Below are 22,176 nucleotides of genomic sequence, written 5' to 3'. Positions count from 1 at the left end.
CAATGACAAATTCAATCTTACCATTAGCTAACTGGGGCATGGGTACCGCAATCATCATTTTCTTTGCAGTGCTATGTGTAGTAATGACTGCCATTGTACTTAACTTTGTTCTTAGAGGTAAAGGCAGTGGTGACAAGAATAACACTACAAATTCAGATAAAGAATAACAGAAGTAGGTAAATCTAATTGCCGACGCACTTAAAATTTCTGGTTTCTTCTTTTGAAAATTACTACCTCGCTAAATCAATTATAGCTTGGATAGTTTCTTTATTATCTACACCAAGACCTTCTTGTTGATGTACAAGTTCACCCCCTTGATTAAAAACACTTATAATATTTGAGTGCGAAAAATCTATTGGGGAAATTTGTTTGTAATTAACTGCTAATACTGCCGCAAATTCACGGGTATCTTCTTCGCTACCACGTAGGAAAAGCCATTTGTCATCTTCCATCTGGTTTTCTTTTGCGAAAGCTTTTAAACGCTCAGGGGTATCAGTTTCTGGATCTATACTTACAAATACATATTGAACATCATCCTTTTTATCATTAGGAATTTGTTTTTCAATATTTCTCATATCGGCAACCAACCTTGGGCAAGCAGCTTGACACGAGGTATATATCATAACCATAGCCAATACCTTTCCTTGTAGCTCTTTCAGTTCAATGTCTTTGCCGTCTTGCGTTGTCCAATGGGAAGGAAGGTTATAGATAGACATATCGGAAATAACATTACTCTTAGATTCTTCGGTGTTGTTTTCAGAAATATCTTTAGAATCGTTAGCCGCATTATTACAAGACATTGCAACAAGTGAAATTGCAATTAAAATATATTTTAAGTTTTTCATAATCATTTTTAATTTTTATAATGATGAATTAAGAGGTTAGAGCTTATTCTTCTATATCCTTTACACATCTAAATCCGAGGTTTTGTGAGCTGTAACGTGCTTTCATACTTCCGCGAAAAGCATATCGCATAAACGCAGCATAATTCATTAAATCTGAAGCGCCAATAGCTGCACTTCCGCAGAAAAGATTAGAGTCTTTATCCTGATCTTTTCGTGATTCTCCTGAAATAAGAACCGTATTAAAATCTTGTGTCCACTCCCATACTAAGCCGTGTAAATCGTATATTCCATAATAGTTTTTATAAGATTCTCCTACTGGATTTACATAGGTTTTAGGAGTCTCGTACCAACTTAAAATATATTGATTATAAGATTCAATTCTTCTAGCGTCGGGAACATCTTTATTGGCCATAGCGGCAAACTCCCATTCGTCAACTGTAGGTAATCGTTTTCCTTGGCATTCGCAATATTTTTTTGCTGCAAACCAAGAAACACTTGTTATTGGAGCATTAGGAAGACCACTATAAGTATCATCATTCTCCCATTTATTAAGATAGCTTTTATCTGCAAACAGACTTATCACCTTGCTTTTTTTCCATTTTGGATTTTCCTTTACAAATTTTAAGTACTCTTCATTTGTAACAGGATATACGTCCATCAAAAATGGGTCAACTTTTACCAGTTGGTCTGCCGTTCCATAGAGCGGTAAAAAAACACCGCCCTTTACTTTGGCCATTTTATCATTTTGAGCAGTAACCTTAACAAATAATAGTGAACAGACTAAGAAAAGGGCGGTGTTGTATAATTTCATTTTATATAAATTTATTATCTATTTCTTACAGCTTGTACCATTTCTGGGGTTACATCTGTCTTATTATTACCCCAGCTGTTATATACATATGTCATCACATTTGCAACATCTTCATCACTAAGGGCCTGAGCAGTCATCACACTATTGTATTTTTTACCGTTTACAGTAATTTCACCTGATTTACCATTTAATACAATATCAATTGCGCGATCTACATCTGCGTTTAGGTAGTCTGCTTTAGCTAAAGGAGGGAAGGCACCTTCAATACCCTGACCGTTTGCTTGGTGACAAGCAACACAAGTAGCCATATATTTATCTTTACCAAACTTCATTTTTTCTTCAAAGCTCAATGCCTTAACTTCTTCTTTTGGAGTTTTTTTGTCTTTGCCTGGCATAGATTGAATTACACCACCTTCAGGAAGGTAAATTCCTTCGTAAATTTCTCCTGCAAATACTTTTTCGTTTTCTTCGCCTTCTACATTTAACATTGCAAGTGCTCCCTTATTGAAAGCTCTAAAAATAGAGTGATCTACCAATATAAAAGAACCTGGAACATCCACTTTAAATTCTATAATTGCTGCTCCTCCTGCAGGTATTAATGTAGTTTGAACATTTTCGTTTATTAAATCTCCACCTTCAACGTGTACTCTGTCAAAAATTTCTCCAATAACGTGAAACGAAGAGACAAGGTTCGGGCCCCCGTTACCTACAAATAAACGAATAGTTTCACCCACTTTTGCAGTCAGTGCGTTATCTCCTGTCATTGCTCCTACGTGACCGTTAAACACTACATAATCTGCTTTTTCATCAATTGCTTTCTGCATATCGAATGCTTGTAAACCACGTTCACCGTACTTTCCTTCGGTGTAGAAGTCACCCTGCATTATGTAGTATTCTCTATCTACTGGTTCTAAACCACCTTCTGGCTCAACTAGAATTAACCCGTACATACCGTTTGCAATATGCATCCCTACTGGAGCGGTCGCACAATGGTAAACATATAATCCCGGGTTGAGGGTTTTAAATGAAAAGATTTTCTCGTGACCTGGAGCAACAAATGAAGATTCTGCTCCACCTCCTGGACCATTCACTGCATGAAGGTCGATGTTATGAGGAAGCTTATTGTCTGGGTGATTTTTTAGTTTAAATTCAATTTCGTCACCTACTCGAGTTCTAATAAAACTTCCTGGTACAGTACCACCAAACGTCCAATAAACGTATTTTACACCGTTTACCATTTCGCCTTCTCTTTCTTGAATTTCAAGATCGACGATTAGCTTTTTAGCTTTACGTTTTCCTACTGGAGTAGGAACAAATGGTGGATCGGTAAGTTCTGCTACCATTTCTTGGCTTACCGGAATATCTAAAGCATTTTCATAGGTTTTGCTAGATTGGTCGTTAACACATCCAGTTAAAAAAGCTGCTGCTCCAAAGCCTAGCAGCAGTTTTACTACATTTTTTTTCTTAAAATTAATTGTCATAATAGTTGGTTTTAAAAAGTTGATTTATAATTTGGTTGTTTCATTCTTATTCCAAGTGAACAGTGTAGGATTTATTGTAACCATTGCCCAAGCCCAATAATTTGAATTGCCATCAAAGTTGTTTTTTACAATTTCGGTGCCTTTTGTAGCGAAGTATTGAGAATAACCAAGTTTTAGTCCTACAAATTCATTCAATTCATACGAAGTTAACAAATCCAATTCAAACCCTAAATTATTTGAAACATAGTTATTTATGTCTGCAGCAGCATAAAATTGATGAAGTGCTAAATTGAAACTTGTTTTAGTATTTAGATTGTACTTTACATTTCCGTAGATGTCCAATAGTCCTACATTATTTATATGGTTTCCTACATAATAAAAATCCATTAGCCCATTAAACTTATGATTTGTACCATATAGAGGAGTAAAGGCTTTATTTTCCCCGCTTGCTGGCGTACCAAACTCATTTCCACTTTGTAACTCGCTTCCTAATCCTAAATTTAGATTTGAAGTTGCAGCATAATTCGCTTCTAATGAAAATAAATATGCGCTTAAATCATTATCGGCTACATCTTTACCAAATTGATAGTAGAGATTTGAAGAAAAGTTGAAGTTATCAATACTAGCTTTTAAGTGCATTCCAGCAGTTTGGCTGTATCGAGTGTCATTTTTAGACGCATCTATTTCATTAATATATTGAAGTCCGTTGTTTAAAAACAGAAAACTTGCGGATAGCTTTTCCCAATTTTTATTTACCCAAATATATTGAAGGCTTTTATAGGTATTTACTGTAAGTATGTTTCCAGTAAGACTTTCATTGTCCTGATTATAAGCTGCACCAAAATGAAGTTTAAAATAGCTTGGTTCAAATTTTAGAATTGCAGCGTCGTGGCTTCTTCCTTGCTGTGCCCAGCCAACATTTCCAAAGAAACGCTGATCGTCGTACACTATCTCCTGACGTCCAATTTTAAAATTAAAATCTTTAACCAAAAGTATTTCTGCCCATGCCTGATGTAGCGAAAAGCCATTATTATCTGCTACATTAAGTTGTGGCACATCTCCCCAAACTCGCACATCTTGCGGACTTAAATACAGGTGAAGTTTTTCAGTTTTAAATTCAAAGTTTAACCGTGTACGTTGTGAAACAAAGGCCGCAGGATCAACATTGTTTGGGTACAGTGTTTTATAACCATGTCTAAGCTCAAATCTAGGACGTAGCTCTGCATCTAATGTAAATTGTGAATATGAAGTTGTCGCAACTAAAAAAAGAAGTATAAAGAGTAAACTTTTAATTATAGGTAAATTCTTCATGAAGATAATTTCTAATACAAATGTCTGAATAGAAATTAAAAAGAAATATGACGGTTGTCACAAAAGCCCTATTAATAACTACTCTAAACAGTCATCGAAAACAGTTGCCTATCTGGCTGATTTCGTTGCAATAGTACGTCAAATGCCATGCAGATATTACGTACAAAAGGACGACCTTTTTCTGTTATATGTAGTTCTTTAGCGCCTATTTCTAACAAACCATCAGCTTCCATTTCTTTTAGGTTGCTGATTACTTCTGGTAATTCTGGAAATTGAAGTGAAGTGTCCTCCCAAGAAGTTTCTAATCGGCACATCATATTTAAAATGTGCTTTCTAATAATTAGATCTTCTTCATTTAACATATGACCTCTATAAACTGGAAGAATTCCTTGTTCAACTAAATGCTGGTATTCCTCTACGTTTTTAGCATTTTGGGCAAAACTGTACCAGCTATCACCAATGGCAGAAACTCCAAGCCCAACCATTAGCTGGGTTTTACTTTCGGTATACCCCATAAAATTTCTATGCAATTCTTTTTCTTCCACAGCTTTATATAAGCTATCCGATTTTAAAGCGAAATGATCCATGCCTATTTCAATGTATCCAGCTTCTTCTAGCATTTTCTTACCAGTTTCGTACATATCTCTTTTTTCTGCTGGAGTAGGTAAATCTTCTTCTTTAAAACCTCGTTGTCCATTTCCTTTTATCCACGGCACGTGAGCATAGCTGTAAAAAGCTATACGGTCTGGCATTAGCTCTTTTGTTTTTTCTATAGAATAAATTACGTGCTCTTTTTTCTGAAATGGGAGTCCAAATATAATATCGTGTCCTACCGATGTATAACCAATTTCCCGAGCAGTTTCAGTTACTCGTTTTACGTTTACAAAGGGTTGAAGTCTGTTAATCGCTACTTGAACCGTTGGATTATAATCTTGAACCCCATAGCTTACTCTTGTAAAACCACAATCGTAAAGAGTTTGTAAATGATCGCCTTTGGTGTTGTTTGGATGACCTTCAAAACTGAATGATGGATTCTCAGCCATTGTTGCATCTCGAAAAATACCTCTAATAAGAATTTTTAAGTTTTCTGCTGAAAAAAAAGTAGGTGTTCCTCCTCCTAAATGCAATTCCTTAATAATTGGCCTCTCATTAAATAGCTCAAGGTAAAGTCGCCATTCTTTTAAAACAGATTCTAAATATGGTGTTTCAACAGCGTGATTTTTGGTGATGCGTTTATTACATCCACAAAAAGTACACAAGCTTTCACAAAAGGGTAGGTGTATATACACACTTATTCCTTCTTTCGAATTGCTTTCAGAAAAACTTTGTGATACATTTTTTTTCCATTCTTTTAAAGAGAAGTTAGCGTCATTCCAATACGGAACAGTTGGATAACTTGTGTATCTTGGACCTGGAACATTGTACTTTGAAACTAAATTGGAAGCCATACCTTATAATTTAAGTGCCAAAATTAGAGATGTTTGTTTTTAACCGAAATGATTAAAATCAGTTTTAAAATTTTAAAACATTCTACTTTTCTTATTCAATCGATTTCTTGGTATGTGACATTTGTTACAGTAAGTGTTGTTTTATTGTATTATTTTTAGCTTAATCACTATAAAAACCGTTAGTTATGAAATTTCTTGCAAGCATTCTTATTGTTGTAATTTTATCTGCATATAATTATAACACTGAAGATAAGTATTCGGAAATAGCACAAAGCAATCCTTCTGAGGTTATATTTAAGCAGGAACATCCTGGTAAGCGGTTGATGGAAAATAATTGTAATATTTGCCACAATCCAAAAACTGCAGAAGAAAGTATTATAGCTCCCCCGATGGTAGCAGTGAAAATGCATTATATTTCTGAAGAAACTACCAAAGAAGAATTTGTAGATGCAATGCTAGATTGGGCTAAAGAACCTTCAGTAGAGAAATCGAAAATGCCTGGAGCAATTAAGAAATTTGGATTGATGCCTTATCAATTTTATCCTGAAGGAACTATCAAACAAATTGCAGATTATATGTTCGATAATGAAATTGAAAAACCAGTTTGGTTTGATATCCATTATAAAAAAATGCACGGTGACCGCAAAAATTGAGGCGAAAAGTAAAACTAAATCACAACAATTTTAAAAGAAGTAGAATGCAAATAGCTTCTGAAATAAGAAAAATACTTGTGATGAGCTTTGAAAAAAAACAATTAATTAAAAGATAATTAAAGAATTACTTCAATTTCCAATTGATATAAATGCAATATGTCTTAATTGTTATGAAATATTTGGAAAAGAATTAAAAATTACTACATTAACACCATAAATAGAGCGTTACTTTTAGATATCTCCACAAATAACTATAAATACTGAGTGCGTGATATTTGAAACAAAATTTTTAAAAATTTATATATGAATAACAGCCAGTCTTATTGGGATGAGAGGTACAAAAAAGGAAAAACAGGTTGGGATATAGGTTATGTTTCCACTCCGATGGAAGATTATATCGATCAGCTTACCGATAAAAATTTAAAAATATTAATTCCCGGCGGAGGGAATAGTTATGAAGCGGAATACTTGTTTGAAAATGGTTTTAATAACGTTTATATAGCTGATATTTCTTCAATTCCGCTTAGCAATTTGGCGAATCGTGTGCCATCCTTTCCAAAAGAAAATTTACTACACACAGATTTCTTTGATTTAAACGATTCGTTCGATCTAATATTAGAGCAAACGTTCTTTTGTGCATTGGAGCCAATCCTTAGAAGTAGATACGTTGATAAAGTGAATGATTTACTTAAGCCCGGTGGGAAATTAGTAGGATTGCTTTTTAATATTCCATTAAATAGTGACGAGCCACCATATGGAGGGAATAAAGGTGAGTATATTCCTTTGTTTGAAGATAAGTTTGTAATCGATAAAATGGAAATGGCTTACAATTCTATCCCTCCCAGAGAAGGAAACGAATTGTTTATTAAGCTGCAGAAAAAGTAAAATTAAACTTATAGCTTTTCGCCATAAGCTAAATCTCCTGCGTCACCCAAACCTGGAATAATATATCCACGACTGTTTAAACTGTCATCCACAGCCGCTATCCATAGATGTGTGTCTGCGGGGAAAATATTTTCAACATATTCAATCCCTGGTTTAGCACCAATCACAGATAGTATGTGTATTTGCTTTGGTTTTCCGTGATTTTTTAAAGCTTCCAATACATTTTCCAATGTTTTTCCTGTTGCAAGCATAGGGTCTACAAGTATCAATGTTTTTCCTTCTATAGAAGGTGAAGCTAGATAGCTAACGATAACTTCAAAGCCATCATCATCATTTGGATGTTCTCTGTAAGCAGAAATAAAAGCGTTTTCAACCGAATCGAAATAATTTAAAACTCCATTGTGAAGCGGAAGTCCGGCGCGTAAAATAGAGCATAATACTATTTTGTTGTCAGGAACATATACTTCCTTTTCACCTAGTGGAGTAGTGACCTTAACGGTTTCATAGTTTAAGGTTTTACTAATCTCATAGCTCATAATTTCACCAATGCGTTCTATATTTCTTCTAAAACGCATGGAATCTTTTTGAATCGAAACATCGCGAAGCTCAAAAATGTATTTACTGATTAAAGAATTCTCTTTGCTGAAATCGTTTATTATCATAATAATTTAGATATGTGTACTAAGATAAAGTTTCTCAAAAAAACAAAGCACTAAATCCAAAAAAAAGACCACCTTCTTTTAAGAGGATGGTCTTTTAAAATGAATGAATAGTGAATGTTTTAAAGGCTTTTCAAGAAGTCTTTAAAATCCTGTCTATCGTAATCGGCCATTCCTTTGTGAGTAAACACCAATTCTCCTTTTGAATTTATAATATATGTAGTAGGGATACTTTGCGACTCATACATTCTTGGCATTGCTGCTATTGGTGCATAAACTTCAAAGTCAAAATTGTTTCTCTTTTTATAATCTATCGCCTTTTCAAACTTACGATCAAAAGAAATCATGAGCACTTCAACTTTATCCTTATCGATGTCGTTGTACATTTTGTTTATGCTAGGCATTTCTGCTATACATGGCGGACACCAAGTAGCCCAAAGGTTTATAAATATTACTTTCCCACGAAATTGTTCCATAGAAACCTTTTCCCCTTTAGAATTTATTAACTGTAAATTGAAATCGGCTTTTGTTGCTGTAGGACCTTTTTCTGTAATATCTTCTTCTACTTTTTCAATATCTGGATTCATTGCACCTGTAGCTAATAATCCACGTTGTGCAAAACCGATAATTTCAGTGTGAATTCCAGAAAAGTAAATTCCGAGTATCACTACTGCGAATACTCCGTATTCGATTAAGTTTTTCTTTATTTTTTTGTTCATACTCAATTTTTTTAAAAAGTTGTTTTTTATTTAAAAATGTAATCTGTACCTGGCACTGTAGAAAACGAATTCACACCCAAATACTCACAATATGCTCGACCGTCCATTTTTGGCGTAATAGGGGAGTGAAGCTTTAAGTATTCTTCTACCACTTCGTGAATGGTATAATCCTTAGTTTCAACATCAATTACATTAGGCATTCTACACAGTACGTGGTCTGGATCTCCAGGACGTTCACATGCAGAAATTGTGTAATATCTATTTTCATCAAGTGGTTCGCCATTTACTTCAATAGATATTATTCGTTCATTTTTATCATTCTGACTGTTAAACTCAACTTTCATTCCTGAAAATCGTACCAGCCATCCGCCAAATCGTTCTGTAGCATTTTGTGCAAAAGCGTTATGCATCTCTTTTTCCAACCACATTTTTATTTGTTTCCCTGTGGCTTTCCCTGTTTTTACGGGCTCATTAACAGGCATTAGGTTCCATAGGTTTGCCCGAGTTATTGCTGCTGGTTCACCATCTTTAGGAACTATAGGATTGCCAAATCTAAACCCGTTTGAAATTGAAATATCTGCTCCAGTTTTCCAGCGTGCCGCGTCGGTTATTAAATTATCCATAGGATTTTCAACTGTAAGATATCGATACAATGGCTCCGTTGTGTACCCTACAATAGTTTCAAGATTTTCTTGATACGGAGCTTTGTTTTTGTTTATTATAGCTTGTATTTCTGGATCCGCTTTATACACTTCAGGATCTACATCTATAAGTTCATAATCGTCTTTTACCAACTTATTATTAACAAAATATAAGTTTAGCTTTCCTACAAACGATCCAAAAGCTCCCGGCTCTGTAACTTTTGCATATGTACCTTGTATGGGTTGCCTAACGCGTTCGTGGGTGTCATTTCCTAGAATATAATCTACGTTTTCAGCAATTGGGCTATTGGCCAAGGTAACCTGCTTATAGATACCGATATGCGTAACTAAAAACATCACATCAATTTTCTCATCTACCTTTACCTTGTCTATAAACTTTTTTACACTGTTGTCTATTTGACTAAAATTAATTCCTTTACTGAAAATGGGGTTCTGTCTTATGGGAACATCTGGGTCGTTTATGCCGATAAATCCAAGACGAACGCCATTAATTTCCTTTACTAAATATGAAGGGTAAAGATTTTCATTACTGTCTTCATGTTTCATATTCTGAACAATGGTAGGGGTTTCAAACTTTTCATAAACTTCAAGCATTTTTTGCTTGCCGTAAATTACTTCCCAATTTCCAGGAATTAACACATCGTAGTTCATGTTTTTGATTACATCGGACATTACTTCACCCTCAGAGAAAGCCACATAACCACTTCCTTGAATTAAATCGCCACCATCTACAATGAGGGTTTTTCCAGGATTTTTCTTTCTTTCTTCGTCAAAAAGCGTTTTTATATGGGCTAAACCGCCACGCTTCTTAAAGACAATCTCGTTGTTTTCCCAAAATAACTCAGGGTGTGGATCTAATTGCCCGTGAATATCTGCAGTTTGTAAAATCGTGATTTTTAAAGTGTCTTGCGTATCGCTGTTTGCTTGGGGATTTTTGTTAAAATTAGGGCTGTTCCAAGCTATAAATGTTGCAACACCCACAATTAAAGCAATATATGTATAAATTAGATTTGGTTTCATTTTGGTTATTTTAAAGGCTTAATAATTTATATCCTTTTTTCTGAAGTTGGAAGGCAGTTAAAAAGGCATTATCTACAACTTCCACTTCTTTAGGTAAATCTTTAGGGTCTATTTTTAGACGGTCTAAAGACATTTTGCACACATTCAGACTCACATTTTGCTTTATTGCCTGCTTTCGGTTTTCCTCAGTGTCAGAAGTTTTTATTGGAGATACATTCGCCCCGTAAAGAATGATTTTAAAGTCTCCAGAGGTATTTAATTCTTTAGCTGCGAGTAAGATTGGTTTTAGCTGTTCAGGGTTTGAAGTGAGTACCACAAAATCATCTGTAATTTGCTGTTGTTGGGCTGTTACACTAAAACTTACTAAGGCGATAAGTACTATAAATATATTTTTCATAATTTAAATTTTTAAAGTCCTAAGCTTAAATATCCTTTTTGCTGAAGCTTTAGGTTGTGTGATATTCCATTATCTATTATTTCCATTTTCTTCGGAAGCTTTTTCGGATCGACATTAAATTTCTTTAATGAAAATCCACAGGCTACGATGTTTGCACCTATATTTTTCGCTTCTTTAAGATGAGGTTTCATAGATTCCAAATCGGTTAAATTGCCGATTTCCTTTCCACAAATAATAATTTCAAAATTCCCGAAGTCTTTTCCATCTTCTTTTGAAAGTTCTTTTGCAGCCAAAAGGATTGGCTTGAGTTGTTGTACTTTTTTTGTGAGTACTACATAGTTTTGTTTTTCAGCTTCTTGAGCTATTGTATGCTGTATATTCCCCATTAACATAAATAGAGAAAGTATAAAAGTTGAAACTAGTGTTTTCATTGTGATTGTATTTTGTTGTTATTGAAGTCGTTTAAAATAAAAAAGAGTAGGCCTCCAGCGATTGCTATATTTTTAAAAAGTGGCCCTAGACTGTTTACTTGTCCTATCTGAATGGTAATAGTTATGGGGATAAGCACAGCGAGTAATACCATAGCCGCCCATCGGGTTTTAAAGCCAATTAAAAAGCAAATCCCTGCCGCCAACATTACAATTCCTGATAGTGTCACTAATAGTTCAAGGTTGCCAAAAAACTCGGCAAATCCCTTGAATTTAGCCATCTGAATGCGATTTACTGTTTTTTCAATTTCAATTAAGTGATTGGCTCCCGCCATTAAAAATATTCCGCTTACCATAATGCGTAATATCTGCACAGAGCGTTTGCCAACGGTTAGAGTTGGGGTCATAAATATGTAAGTTAAAGATTGAAAGATATTTTATCGATAGCAAAATCTATTCACCTATAAAATCAGGTGTTCCTAAATCGATAAAAAATAAAATGCCTGAAAATATTTATGAAAGGCGAGGAGGGAGGTAGTTTCGTTCGTCAAACAAGTTTAATTTGAGGAACTCTTTAAAAGTGAAATTCTCATAGTTGTCTTCACTGTAAACCAAGGTAAATTCAGGGCTTATAAAGTCGACAAATGATGTGCAAATAAGTGATATTTGAGCCTGTTGTTCGTGCTGATATTCGATTACTTCAGCTTTTGAATCAGCAACTGTAGATGTTTTGTTTTTACAATAAGGCTTTACAAACGTGATATTATCTGAAACTAAATGCGCGAAACCACTATAACTATTAAAAACCAAACTCATCAAGATAAGTCCGGCGAAGATAAAAGCTATTGTGTTTTTAGGTTTCATTACTAGCAAATCTAAATAATACTTTATAATTAGAGTGTAACTTAGGTTACATTGATTAGCGAAAGTTCGGATTAACCGACGGAATTTTATAATCTCCACACAAATAACTCACAACTCATAACTCACAACTCATAACTCATAACTCTGAACTAATAAAAACTACTTACTCTCAGCTTCTGTAGTTTTATTTTTCTTGAAAATAGGAATTAAATAGGAAATAGAATATCCATAACCTACGCCAAATTCGCTATAATCATAGGTTCTGTTGTAACCTGGTATGTATAGATTGTCGAAGTTATTGGGTTTGTCTTCGGCTACTTTTCTTTTTAGTTGAAGGTTTATAGATAGGTAGATGTTGTTTAACACCTCGGTTTTTACCCCTACAATTAATTCTGCCCAATGTGCTGTTAAGCCTGTAAATTCTTGAGAGTCGTAAATAGTTTCGTTGGGATATGCTGGATTGTCTGTATAGATTCTGTAGCTAATTAACTCCTGCTTAAATGTTGAAAATCCGTAGCGTAAGCCAATAGTAATAGCGTTTTCCATTCCAAGCCAATTTTCGTAGGCGTTGTAATCGAACCCAAGTTTGGCATAGCTACCGCTGGTTTTGGAAGATACATAAGGTTCTACCCAATCTTTCTTTTCGTTTCCTAATTCTGCTGCAGCATAGAATTTATCCGTAACCCTAAAATCTCCTATAATTTCAAAGCCAGAATATCCGTCTTCGAGTAATGTTCTTAAAGGTTTAGATAAATCTGCTCCAACACGCAATCCGTATTTTTCAATCTTCGGAATAGTATCGTTAGCATTTTTATTTTTTTGCGCCACCATAGATTGAGTGCCGCAAAATAGACTAATGCAGCAAAGTAAGGTGAGCGCTATTTTCATCTTTTACAGTTTCTCGTTTTGGTATTACTTGTTCAATCCAATTCTCGTTGCCTTCTTCTTCTAAAGTAAAATTCAAATTATCGAATTCCGTTCTAAAACCACAGGCACGATTTACGTAGCCATTTTCTCTACTATAAGTAAACATCATTTTATCAATGTTTACAATAGTATCGGTTTCAGTAATTGTGGTTTTTATAAAAAGGTATTTTGTGGTATCTCGGTTTGTATTAAGCGGAAGTACTATAGAATCTGTACTGCTTCGCGGAATAACTTCAATGGAATCTGAATTATTTGTTTTTACAGTCAAAAAATTAACTTTCTTAAGCACCGTAGGGTTTGCGATATCATTAAACGTTATCACCAAATTAGACGTTGTTGCAGTATCTGGTGGGCAGATATCATCTTTTGTACACCCTTTAAAGGCATAAATAATAAGAAAGAGAAGTATAATTCTTTTAAACATAGTTTTTTAAAATTGACCTAAACACCTTTTTGACATAGAATCTAAGACTAAAACATTCAAAATAGAAGTCTTAAGATTGAAATTGTCCTCCGTCTAATTTAATTAGCGTTTCTCCAAAAGTACAACATTTTCTACGTGATGTGTTTGCGGGAACATATCTACAGGCTGTACTTTAATTACTTTATACTTTTCATCTAAAAGTGCCAAATCGCGAGCTTGAGTTGCACTATTACAACTTACATATACAATTCGTTGTGCTTCTAAATTCAATAACTGCTGTACAACATCGGCGTGCATTCCGTCTCGTGGTGGGTCGGTAATTACAACGTCTGGCTTTCCGTGAGTATTGATAAACTCTTCATTGAAAACCTTTTTCATATCGCCTACATAAAACTCGGCGTTATCGATTTTATTTAAAAGTGCGTTTTCTTTTGCAGCTTCAATAGCATCAGGCACAGCTTCAACCCCAACAACTTTCTTAGCTTTTTTAGCGACAAATTGCGCTATAGTTCCTGTTCCAGTATATAAATCGTAAACCAATTCGTTGCCGCTTAAACCAGCAAAATCGCGGGTTACTTTGTAAAGTTCGTAGGCTTGTTCGCTATTCGTTTGGTAAAAAGACTTCGCATTAATCTTAAACTTTAAGCCTTCCATTTCTTCAAAAATATGGTCTCTTCCGTAGAAAAGTCCGATTTCTTGATCGTAAATGGTATCGTTTCCTTTTGAATTGATAACGTATAAAAGGGAAGTAATTTGAGGGAATTCTTCAGAGATAGCTTTTAGTAGTAACTCCCTATTTTCCTTATCCTCGTAGTAAAATTGAATCAAGACCATTACTTCTTGAGTTGAAGAAGTACGAATCATCAAGGTTCTTAAAAAACCTTCTTGATTTCTAGTGTTGAAGAAAGGCAGATTTAATTCTTCGGCCTTTGCCTTAACAAAATCTCGGATAGCATTACTTGGGTCGGCTTGTAAAAAACACTTATCTAAATCTAAAATCTTATCCCACATTCCAGGAATATGGAAGCCTAAGGCATTTCGGTTTTCGATTACCTCGCCGCTTCTAATTTGATCTAGCGTAAGCCATTTGCTATCACTAAATGAAAATTCCATTTTATTGCGATAGAAATATTGCTTTTCTGAACCTAATATAGGTTCAAATTCAGGAAGCTCAATTTTCCCAATGCGTTTAAGGTTTTGTTCTACTTCTTTATGCTTGTAAAATAGCTGATGTTCGTAGCCCATATTTTGCCACTTACAACCTCCACAAGTACCGAAATGCGGACAAACGGGTTCAACTCTTTTTTCAGAATATTTTGAAAAAGAAATTGCCGAACCTTCAAAAAAGCCTTTTCTCTTTTTTGTAGTTTGCACATTTACAATATCGCCGGGAACCGCATTGTTAATAAAAACAATTCTGCCGTCGTCTGCCTTAGCAACTGCTTTGCCTTTAGCGCCAGCGTCTATCACCTCTAAATTTTCAAGGATTACCCTTTTATTTTTTCTCGCCATAGGCGCAAAAATAGCACAATTGTAAGGTTTAAATCCTGTTAAGGCACTAAAAAAAGTGGTAATTATTTAGTAATTTGCGCTCCAAGGATGATTTCTCTCCATTAAGTAGGAATCAAATCTATTTTATTTCAAAATATTACAATTTTATGTCAGTTTTAGAACAATCAGCTTCACAGAAAGCAATCGAATTAGAAAACAAATATGGAGCCCATAACTACCACCCACTTCCAGTAGTTTTAAACAAAGGGGAAGGTGTTTATGTTTGGGATGTAGAAGGCAAGAAATACTACGATTTTCTTTCGGCTTATTCTGCAGTGAACCAAGGACATTGCCACCCAAAAATTGTTGGTGCAATGGACGAGCAGGCTAGAACTCTTACACTTACATCACGTGCATTTCACAATGATATGCTAGGTAAATATGAAAAATTTGCTTGTGAGTATTTCAACTTCGACAAATTATTACCGATGAATACAGGTGCCGAAGCAGTGGAAACAGCTTTGAAAATTTGTAGAAAATGGGCTTACGAAAAGAAAGGTATCGATGAAAATGAAGCCGAAATTATAGTTTGTGAAAACAACTTCCACGGAAGAACCACTACTATTATTTCCTTCAGTAACGACCCAGTAGCTCGTAAAAACTTCGGTCCTTATACTAAAGGATTTATAAAAATTGAATACGACAATCTTGAAGCACTGGAAAAACACTTGGAAAGCAATAAAAATATTGCTGGATTCTTGGTAGAGCCAATTCAAGGTGAAGCAGGAGTTTATGTTCCTTCAGAAGGATATTTAAGCAAGGCAAAAGCACTATGCGAAAAACACAATGTATTGTTTATTGCAGATGAAGTACAAACAGGAATTGCGCGTACAGGAAAACTTTTAGCTGTAGATCACGAAAATGTAAAACCAGACCTTTTAATCTTAGGGAAAGCGTTAAGTGGTGGAGCTTATCCAGTTTCGGCTGTTTTGGCAAACGATGAAATTATGAGTGTAATTCAGCCAGGAAACCACGGTTCTACTTTTGGTGGAAACCCTGTAGCTGCTGCTGTAGCAATGGCTGCGCTAACAGTTGTAAAAGAAGAAAACCTTGCTGAAAACGCTGAAAAACTTGGAAAACTGTTCCGTGACGAATTAAACAAGTTTATTGAAAATAGTAATATCTGTAAGCTAGTACGCGGAAAAGGATTGCTGAATGCTATTGTAATTAACGATTCTGAAGATGGTGATACGGCTTGGAATATCTGCTTAAAGCTTCGTGATAACGGACTTCTAGCTAAGCCAACCCACGGAAACATTATCCGTTTTGCACCACCATTGGTAATGAACGAAGAGCAATTGATGGACTGTGTGTCAATTATTACTAAAACTTTAAAAGAGTTTGAAAAATAATAGTAAAACCAAATAGGGTACTACAACCTTAGGGTTAGCCTATAAACTAAAGCGGTCTCGATATACATCGAGGCCGTTTTTTTATGGGGTTAATTTGAGAGATTAAATTCCTTGATAACGTAACACCAAATGTTGCCGAATATTAAACCTGACAGGTTTCCAAAACCTGTCAGGTTTGAGTAATGAATCATAAATCCAAAACCTGTCAGGTTTGATCGCGGAGCCAAAAATCCAAAACCTGTCAAGATTGGTGGTGAATCAAAACAACATTGATATTCAATTACTTAACTTTTTCCTGTCTTAGATTTATAAAATTGACAGAAAATGCTTTTGGTATTTGTTAATTATTATGGTTAAGTTTAGAAAGTATTAATAGTATTATCGTTAAAAATGAAGTAAAAACATAAGCTTTATTAAGGTTCTAAACATATCTATTAGCAATGTGTTATTGCTTACAATTTAAATGTTACAGCAGTTCGCCATGGCTTATTGACTTTATTTTTATTAAATTTTAATTCTTAATTAGTTTCTTATGAGAAAAAAATTACCCTTCTACCACTTATGGCTTTTGTCATTTGCTTTAATCTTTGGAGTGTCAACTTCCATTACAGCTCAAAACTCGTCTAAAACATTAACTCAACTTCATTCAAAACAAGCTTTAAAATCGAGTAGCGGCATCACTCAACAATCTAGAAATAACCCAAGCTCTATAAATGAAACTTCTATAAATACTGCTGATAGGATTAACGTTCAGGATTGTGATCAAGGGGATGATAGTAACGGATTTGAAAACGGATTTAATATTACTGCTGAAAGTGGCTATAGAAGTGCAGACGACTTTTATGTATCGCCAAATGAAAGTTTAAATGTTCGCTCTATCGTATTTAATGTATTTGCGAACTATCCTGTTTCTTCTGTAGATTTTAATTTTTATGAAGACGATGGCGGTAAGCCTGGAGCTACATTAATAGCCTCTGAAACTGGACTTACGCCTTATGCTCAAGTGCCAATTGGTGCAGCTTTTGGATACACAGTCTATGCTATTTACGTAGAAGTTGATTTCAATTTTGATGGTGGAGCTTCAGGTACGTCTTACTGGATGCAACCTGAGGTGGATTCACCTATGGCATTTTGGGAAGGAACTTCCGCAGGTACACTTGGAGAAGTAATTCATATGAGTGAATTTTTAGGGCCATGGACGCCAGATGATGATGGAGGAATTCATCACGGAGTGTTTAAATTACATTGTGATGTAGTGGTTGCTGGAGATCCAATTTGCTTTGATATTTCTGATACTATTGAACCTATAACACGTGTTGTGTTAGCCAATATCGATAACACATCAAGTGCTGCAATTGACGGTTCGCCAGCGCTGGAAGATTTTACAAATATACAAGGTGTTATGGCTCAAGGAATATCTTACGATATTGCTCTTGCGGGTAACACAAATGGTTTCCTTTGCTATTTTACAGTTTGGATTGATTGGAATCAGAATGATGAGTTCGAAGCTGATGAAATGTATGAAATCGGGTATATAGCTAACTCTTCAGGTACAGATGGAGAGCAGACCACCGGGACAATTACAGTTCCAACCAGTGCCGTTCTTGGAGAAACTACTATGCGAGTTATTAAAAACTGGGATACTTCGCCTACAGACCCATGTGGTGTTTACTTATATGGACAAGGGGAAGACTATACCATTATAGTTGAAGATGAATTAGGTGTCGAAAATCAAACTTCTACTGCATTTTCTTATTACCCGAACCCAACGAGTGGTGTTGTTAAGATTACAGCGAATAAGGAAATTAATTCAGTGTCAGTTGTAAATATTCTTGGCCAACAAGTATTGGTAAAAGAAAACCTCGAAAACGGATTGGTTGATTTATCCAACTTACAAATTGGAGCTTATATGTTCCGCGTAGCATTCGATGATGGAAGTATAGAAAACTTTAAAGTTCTTAAGGAATAATCGATTAGTAAATAATTACATAAAAATGAAAAAGCCGCCTATTTGGGCGGTTTTTTTATACTAGTTAGTTAAACCTGACAGGTTTGAGTGATGAATCAACATCCAGAACCTGTCTGGTTTGCTAGTGCGATCAATTAGGTTTTGCTATAAATCAAAACGGCCCCGATTTTCATCGAGGCCATTTCTTTATTGGTTAGCTTGAAAGATTACATTCCGTATTCTTTCATAAGCTCTTCGTTCATATTCATAATACCTTCCATACCGAATGTTGAAAATAGATAGATAACATATATTAGGTAAATTACACTTAACGCAATTCCTATATACGACAGAATCTTTCCGGTTTTTACATTTTGGTATCCTGTATAAAGCTCTGGGTTTTCCATATACAACTTAGTTGCAGTGCCAGCCATTACAATGGCTACAATTCCGAAAATTAGACCTAGTCCATAGCAACAACAAGTGACTATAGATATAATTCCGAAAACGAGAATTAAGGTTGAATTGGGTAATTTTTGTTGTTCCATAAAAATTTTGTTTTTGGTTGGTTGTTTAAAAGTACCAATTTTTTTGAAGCCCTAATATTTTAGCTAGACAAATTGATTCATTTTAATAAAATAACTCACTACTATTACAATGGCATTCAGCACGATAAGGCCAATCTTAATTTGATAATCGAATTTAAACTTCACGAAAAAGTTTACAAAAATCACTGCTAATAGTAATAGTATAGTATAAATAGCAGGATAAACTTTAAAGGCCGCAGCAAATTCACCTGTAAAAACATGAACAAATGAACGTTGCATTCCACAACCCAAACATTCTACTCCAAAGATTTTCTTGTTTACACAAGGAATCATGTAGTCTTCAAATCCGGTTGTTAACACAGAAGACATTTTTTACTTGTTGTGAACTATCGCCTTATAATCTATTGTAATATCGTCTTTGGTAGTAAGTTTTACCAGATACACACCATCACTTAAGTTTCCAGTATAGAAACTATAGCTATTGTTAGCTCCTAAGTTTTGCTTTTGAATTACCATTTTCCCGTTCATATCGTAAACAATGGCAGACTTAATAGTATGGCCTTCAGGATTGCTGATTTCTAGTTGTTTTTGTGGATTGTTTTGGAACATCGCTACACTAGCAATAATTTTTTCCTGATCTTCGATAGAAGCGGTAGATGAATTATTGCGGTATTCTGCTTTCTTAAAGACAATGAAAAATCTGTTGTCGTAATGTCCTGCATCCAAAGTTAAACTGAAAGGAAATGTAAGGCGTGTTCCTATACGTCTAAATGAATTGTCTTGACGGTCGTATAAGAATATTTTCTCGTAAGGCTTTTTAACCTCCTCAGCAATTAAAAGTTTAATTTCTGTAGTCTTGTTTAATTTGAAGTTAATAGGAATTTGCTTGTTTTCATCGTAGTTAACTGCGTTAATTACATAAGGCAAACGATCGCTATCGTCACCAACAGGAAAGTAAGCATCGGTATTTAATCCCATAGGACTAAGACCATCTAATCCACGGTCGTATCCATCAGTTGCCTGTTCGGAAAACACTAATAACATATCCCTAGTTAAAGCATCATCAAATACTGCGTAAATTCGAGTTTGAGGATCACGAGTATCTAAATCTGTGGGAAGGGAAGCTGTAAGTTCCCCTATATCTCTTGTATTGCTAATTGAAATATCATCTGATGGTCTTTGAAATACAGAACCGGGTGCTCCTTCCTTCACAAATATTCTATGCGAATTTTTAATAGTGACATTCCCGTCATTTTGACCAACAAACATAATTCCTTGTCCGATTGGTGCGTATCGCTTATTTTGATTACTCCCACCAACTCCAGTAGATGTGCCACTATTAGTTCCTGCTGCATTCCAAATGTAAAAAGGTGCTGCAGTATAAGAACCTGGAGGATTGTTATCAGCTAAATCACCATCGTTGTCTTTAGACCCTGGAGTCCATGTGCCATAGCCAAAAGGTTTGTCGGTGTATAAATGTGAGTGTTCATTTCTATCTTCATCGTAATACCAAAACACTCCTAATTCTTCATTTCCAGTATCGTAAAAAAGCTGATTTAAATCTAATGCAGAAGCATAAGGATTACCGGATAAGGTCATTTGTGATACTCCATCAACAGGTGCTTTTACGGGAATGGTAAAACTACCACTATTAGGTCTTCCCCTAAACTCATAAACTTGGTCATGGTTACTTCCAGTACCCTCTATAATATTACCAGGATTAGTTCCAAGGTTTACACCTTTCATGGTAAAACCTAGACCTGCTCTAACGTTATTATCAGCGTTAATTCTAACATAATTTCCTTCGGCTTCTGTACCTGGTTGAGGGTGGGTGTAAATCCAACGCCTTGAAATAGTTAGTCGTGGGTTTGTAAAACCATTTCTAGAAGCTACATTATAACTTATTCTAGCATCTGTACCTAAAGCTCCACCTAATGCTTCGTAAATGCTATTTATTCCAAAATGTGAATTGTTTCCTACTGAAGTTGCGGCTGCTGGATTTCCTACTGGCGAGCACCAGTAATAATATGCAAAAGTATTGGTAGGATTTGTGTTTTGTTGCACAGAAAGAAAACCGTTTCCTGTATTAGTAGAAGTTGTACCACCCTGTATCAACTGTCCGTTATCGCGTAAGTAGATACTGGCCTCAACAGAAGCAGTGGGATTCTTAGTAAGGTTTATGTCGTTTTCAACATATACAATCTGATCTTTCACATAAATATATGATTCAGTTATACCATTCGGTTTTACTGTTAACTGCGCAAAAACCCCAGTAGCTATTAAAAGGAATGAAAGTAAGAGTAGTTGTTTTTTCATCGTGAAAAATTATTTATGAAACTATTGCTTTAGTTTGATACACAGTTTATTTACCAGTCTAATCGATTTATTATGTATGAATAGCAAATAGTTAAAGCGCATTTCATATTTTTACATTTTTAAAGCCTTTGTTGTGGGGAAATTAAGGCACTTTTAAAAGGTTAAATTTAAAAAGAAAATTCTATATAATTACGCTAATACTACAAAATACCTAATTTTTTCGTTTATAGGTAGTTAAGATAAGAAAATTGTAGCATTACTTAGCGGTTTTTTTTAAAAATACATCCAGCTTAAATGCAAATAGGAGATAAAGTTTCGGTTTTAGATGATAATATTTCAGGTATTGTTACTGCCCTAGGTGGCAATACGGTAACTCTTGAAACCTCTGATGGATTCGAATTGGTATACCAAAAAAATGAACTTATTGTTTTGGATGGTTCGCTTTCTAAAAGAGATTTAATTCCTAAGGATGTTTTGTCTATCATTTCGGAGAAAGAACAGAAAAAGCCTGGGAAAACAAAACGTGTAAAACCTAAAGAACGCAACGCTCCAGCTATGGAGGTGGATCTTCATATTCATCAACTCGTTCCAAGTACAAGAGGGATGGATAATTACGATATGCTTACAATTCAGTTGGATACCGCAAAAAGACAATTGGAGTTTGCAATATCAAAAAGAATCCAAAAAGTAGTCTTTATCCACGGAGTAGGCGCAGGTGTACTTCGCACCGAACTCGAATACCTTTTTAGACAATACGATAACGTAAAGTACTACGATGCCGATTTCCAAAAATACGGAAGAGGAGCAACGGAGATTTATATTTATCAGAATGTTTAATTGTAGTGGGGGTAGACGTGAGAGGTGAGATTTGAGACGTGAGACGTGAGATTCTAGATTCTAGAATCTAGAGTCTAGAGTCTAGATGCT

The 22,176-nt window shown here is 35.0% G+C and carries 24 protein-coding genes; 6 read left to right on the top strand and 18 right to left on the bottom strand.

Annotated features, from left to right (window positions below; all coding sequences use genetic code 11):
* Positions 1-2 precede the first annotated feature (2 nt).
* Positions 3-167: a hypothetical protein gene (locus G3A46_RS08670; protein ID WP_165147661.1), complete on the top strand. Its 165-nt coding sequence runs from the start codon at positions 3-5 to the stop codon at positions 165-167.
* A gap of 63 nt (positions 168-230) precedes the next feature.
* On the opposite strand, the gene G3A46_RS08665 is transcribed toward G3A46_RS08670, so the two are convergent.
* The 5 genes from G3A46_RS08665 to hemN all read right to left on the bottom strand — a co-directional run bounded on the left by G3A46_RS08665 (position 231) and on the right by hemN (position 5,896).
* A complete protein-coding gene (locus tag G3A46_RS08665; protein ID WP_165148826.1) occupies positions 231-845 on the bottom strand; it encodes an SCO family protein in 615 nt (204 codons plus the stop codon).
* Between the two features lie 43 nt (positions 846-888).
* Positions 889-1,656, bottom strand: coding sequence for a formylglycine-generating enzyme family protein (locus G3A46_RS08660; protein ID WP_165148824.1), 768 nt, complete (start codon positions 1,654-1,656; stop codon positions 889-891).
* 14 nt (positions 1,657-1,670) lie between these two features.
* On the bottom strand, positions 1,671-3,137 hold the full coding sequence (gene nirK, locus G3A46_RS08655; protein WP_165148822.1) for a copper-containing nitrite reductase: 1,467 nt from the start codon (positions 3,135-3,137) through the stop codon (positions 1,671-1,673).
* A gap of 24 nt (positions 3,138-3,161) precedes the next feature.
* Positions 3,162-4,448, bottom strand: coding sequence for an alginate export family protein (locus tag G3A46_RS08650; RefSeq protein ID WP_206735985.1), 1,287 nt, complete (start codon positions 4,446-4,448; stop codon positions 3,162-3,164).
* An 83-nt stretch (positions 4,449-4,531) separates the two neighbouring features.
* Positions 4,532-5,896: an oxygen-independent coproporphyrinogen III oxidase gene (gene hemN, locus G3A46_RS08645; protein WP_165148820.1), complete on the bottom strand. Its 1,365-nt coding sequence runs from the start codon at positions 5,894-5,896 to the stop codon at positions 4,532-4,534.
* Between the two features lie 185 nt (positions 5,897-6,081).
* Here hemN and G3A46_RS08640 point away from each other — a divergent pair, with 185 nt between their 5' ends.
* Both G3A46_RS08640 and G3A46_RS08635 read left to right on the top strand, forming a co-directional pair.
* Positions 6,082-6,549 carry a hypothetical protein gene (locus tag G3A46_RS08640; RefSeq protein ID WP_165148818.1) on the top strand — a complete coding sequence of 156 codons (468 nt, stop codon included), beginning with the start codon at positions 6,082-6,084 and terminating at the stop codon, positions 6,547-6,549.
* Between the two features lie 303 nt (positions 6,550-6,852).
* Positions 6,853-7,434 (top strand): methyltransferase domain-containing protein, encoded by a 582-nt coding sequence (locus G3A46_RS08635; RefSeq protein WP_165148816.1) that lies wholly within the window; start codon positions 6,853-6,855, stop codon positions 7,432-7,434.
* Positions 7,435-7,442: 8 nt separating this feature from the next.
* Here G3A46_RS08635 and upp read toward each other — a convergent pair whose 3' ends face one another.
* The 10 genes from upp to rlmD all read right to left on the bottom strand — a co-directional run bounded on the left by upp (position 7,443) and on the right by rlmD (position 15,046).
* Positions 7,443-8,096, bottom strand: coding sequence for a uracil phosphoribosyltransferase (gene upp / locus G3A46_RS08630; protein WP_165148814.1), 654 nt, complete (start codon positions 8,094-8,096; stop codon positions 7,443-7,445).
* 119 nt (positions 8,097-8,215) lie between these two features.
* Positions 8,216-8,812 carry a TlpA disulfide reductase family protein gene (locus G3A46_RS08625; RefSeq protein ID WP_165148811.1) on the bottom strand — a complete coding sequence of 199 codons (597 nt, stop codon included), beginning with the start codon at positions 8,810-8,812 and terminating at the stop codon, positions 8,216-8,218.
* A 26-nt stretch (positions 8,813-8,838) separates the two neighbouring features.
* Positions 8,839-10,494, bottom strand: a complete 1,656-nt coding sequence (locus G3A46_RS08620) for a bifunctional metallophosphatase/5'-nucleotidase (RefSeq protein WP_165148808.1) — start codon at positions 10,492-10,494, stop codon at positions 8,839-8,841.
* A 10-nt stretch (positions 10,495-10,504) separates the two neighbouring features.
* Positions 10,505-10,891: a DsrE family protein gene (locus tag G3A46_RS08615; protein ID WP_165148805.1), complete on the bottom strand. Its 387-nt coding sequence runs from the start codon at positions 10,889-10,891 to the stop codon at positions 10,505-10,507.
* A gap of 11 nt (positions 10,892-10,902) precedes the next feature.
* Positions 10,903-11,322 carry a sulfur reduction protein DsrE gene (locus tag G3A46_RS08610; protein WP_165148802.1) on the bottom strand — a complete coding sequence of 140 codons (420 nt, stop codon included), beginning with the start codon at positions 11,320-11,322 and terminating at the stop codon, positions 10,903-10,905.
* Positions 11,319-11,726, bottom strand: coding sequence for a DoxX family protein (locus G3A46_RS08605; protein WP_165148799.1), 408 nt, complete (start codon positions 11,724-11,726; stop codon positions 11,319-11,321). The genes G3A46_RS08610 and G3A46_RS08605 overlap by 4 nt, the downstream gene beginning before the upstream one ends.
* 106 nt (positions 11,727-11,832) lie before the next feature.
* Positions 11,833-12,183, bottom strand: a complete 351-nt coding sequence (locus G3A46_RS08600; RefSeq protein ID WP_165148796.1) for a hypothetical protein — start codon at positions 12,181-12,183, stop codon at positions 11,833-11,835.
* 159 nt (positions 12,184-12,342) lie between these two features.
* Positions 12,343-13,071 (bottom strand): DUF6048 family protein, encoded by a 729-nt coding sequence (locus G3A46_RS08595; protein ID WP_165148794.1) that lies wholly within the window; start codon positions 13,069-13,071, stop codon positions 12,343-12,345.
* Positions 13,037-13,534 (bottom strand): DUF6452 family protein, encoded by a 498-nt coding sequence (locus tag G3A46_RS08590; protein ID WP_165148792.1) that lies wholly within the window; start codon positions 13,532-13,534, stop codon positions 13,037-13,039. Before G3A46_RS08590 ends, G3A46_RS08595 begins: the two co-directional genes overlap by 35 nt.
* A gap of 102 nt (positions 13,535-13,636) precedes the next feature.
* Positions 13,637-15,046 (bottom strand): 23S rRNA (uracil(1939)-C(5))-methyltransferase RlmD, encoded by a 1,410-nt coding sequence (rlmD, locus tag G3A46_RS08585; protein ID WP_165148790.1) that lies wholly within the window; start codon positions 15,044-15,046, stop codon positions 13,637-13,639.
* Positions 15,047-15,192: 146 nt separating this feature from the next.
* Between rlmD and rocD the strand changes: the two genes are divergently transcribed.
* Both rocD and G3A46_RS08575 read left to right on the top strand, forming a co-directional pair.
* Positions 15,193-16,437 (top strand): ornithine--oxo-acid transaminase, encoded by a 1,245-nt coding sequence (gene rocD, locus G3A46_RS08580; RefSeq protein ID WP_165148788.1) that lies wholly within the window; start codon positions 15,193-15,195, stop codon positions 16,435-16,437.
* Positions 16,438-16,969: 532 nt separating this feature from the next.
* A complete protein-coding gene (locus G3A46_RS08575; RefSeq protein WP_165148786.1) occupies positions 16,970-18,406 on the top strand; it encodes a GEVED domain-containing protein in 1,437 nt (478 codons plus the stop codon).
* Between the two features lie 206 nt (positions 18,407-18,612).
* On the opposite strand, the gene G3A46_RS08570 is transcribed toward G3A46_RS08575, so the two are convergent.
* The 3 genes from G3A46_RS08570 to G3A46_RS08560 all read right to left on the bottom strand — a co-directional run bounded on the left by G3A46_RS08570 (position 18,613) and on the right by G3A46_RS08560 (position 21,249).
* Positions 18,613-18,933: a CCC motif membrane protein gene (locus tag G3A46_RS08570; protein WP_165148784.1), complete on the bottom strand. Its 321-nt coding sequence runs from the start codon at positions 18,931-18,933 to the stop codon at positions 18,613-18,615.
* Between the two features lie 63 nt (positions 18,934-18,996).
* The gene (locus G3A46_RS08565) at positions 18,997-19,302 is read right to left on the bottom strand and encodes a DUF2752 domain-containing protein (RefSeq protein ID WP_241836872.1); all 306 of its coding nucleotides are present in this window, start codon (positions 19,300-19,302) and stop codon (positions 18,997-18,999) included.
* A gap of 3 nt (positions 19,303-19,305) precedes the next feature.
* Positions 19,306-21,249 carry a T9SS type A sorting domain-containing protein gene (locus G3A46_RS08560; protein WP_165148782.1) on the bottom strand — a complete coding sequence of 648 codons (1,944 nt, stop codon included), beginning with the start codon at positions 21,247-21,249 and terminating at the stop codon, positions 19,306-19,308.
* 294 nt (positions 21,250-21,543) lie between these two features.
* On the opposite strand from G3A46_RS08560, the gene G3A46_RS08555 reads away from it, so the two are divergent.
* Positions 21,544-22,086, top strand: a complete 543-nt coding sequence (locus tag G3A46_RS08555) for a Smr/MutS family protein (RefSeq protein WP_165148780.1) — start codon at positions 21,544-21,546, stop codon at positions 22,084-22,086.
* Positions 22,087-22,176: the final 90 nt, after the last annotated feature.

The sequence above is a fragment of the Aequorivita sp. KMM 9714 genome (genome assembly GCF_011065475.1).
Lineage (GTDB): Bacteria > Bacteroidota > Bacteroidia > Flavobacteriales > Flavobacteriaceae > Aequorivita > Aequorivita sinensis.
Note: the sequence above shows the minus strand (reverse complement) of the source record. Positions and strands in the feature narration are given on the sequence as shown.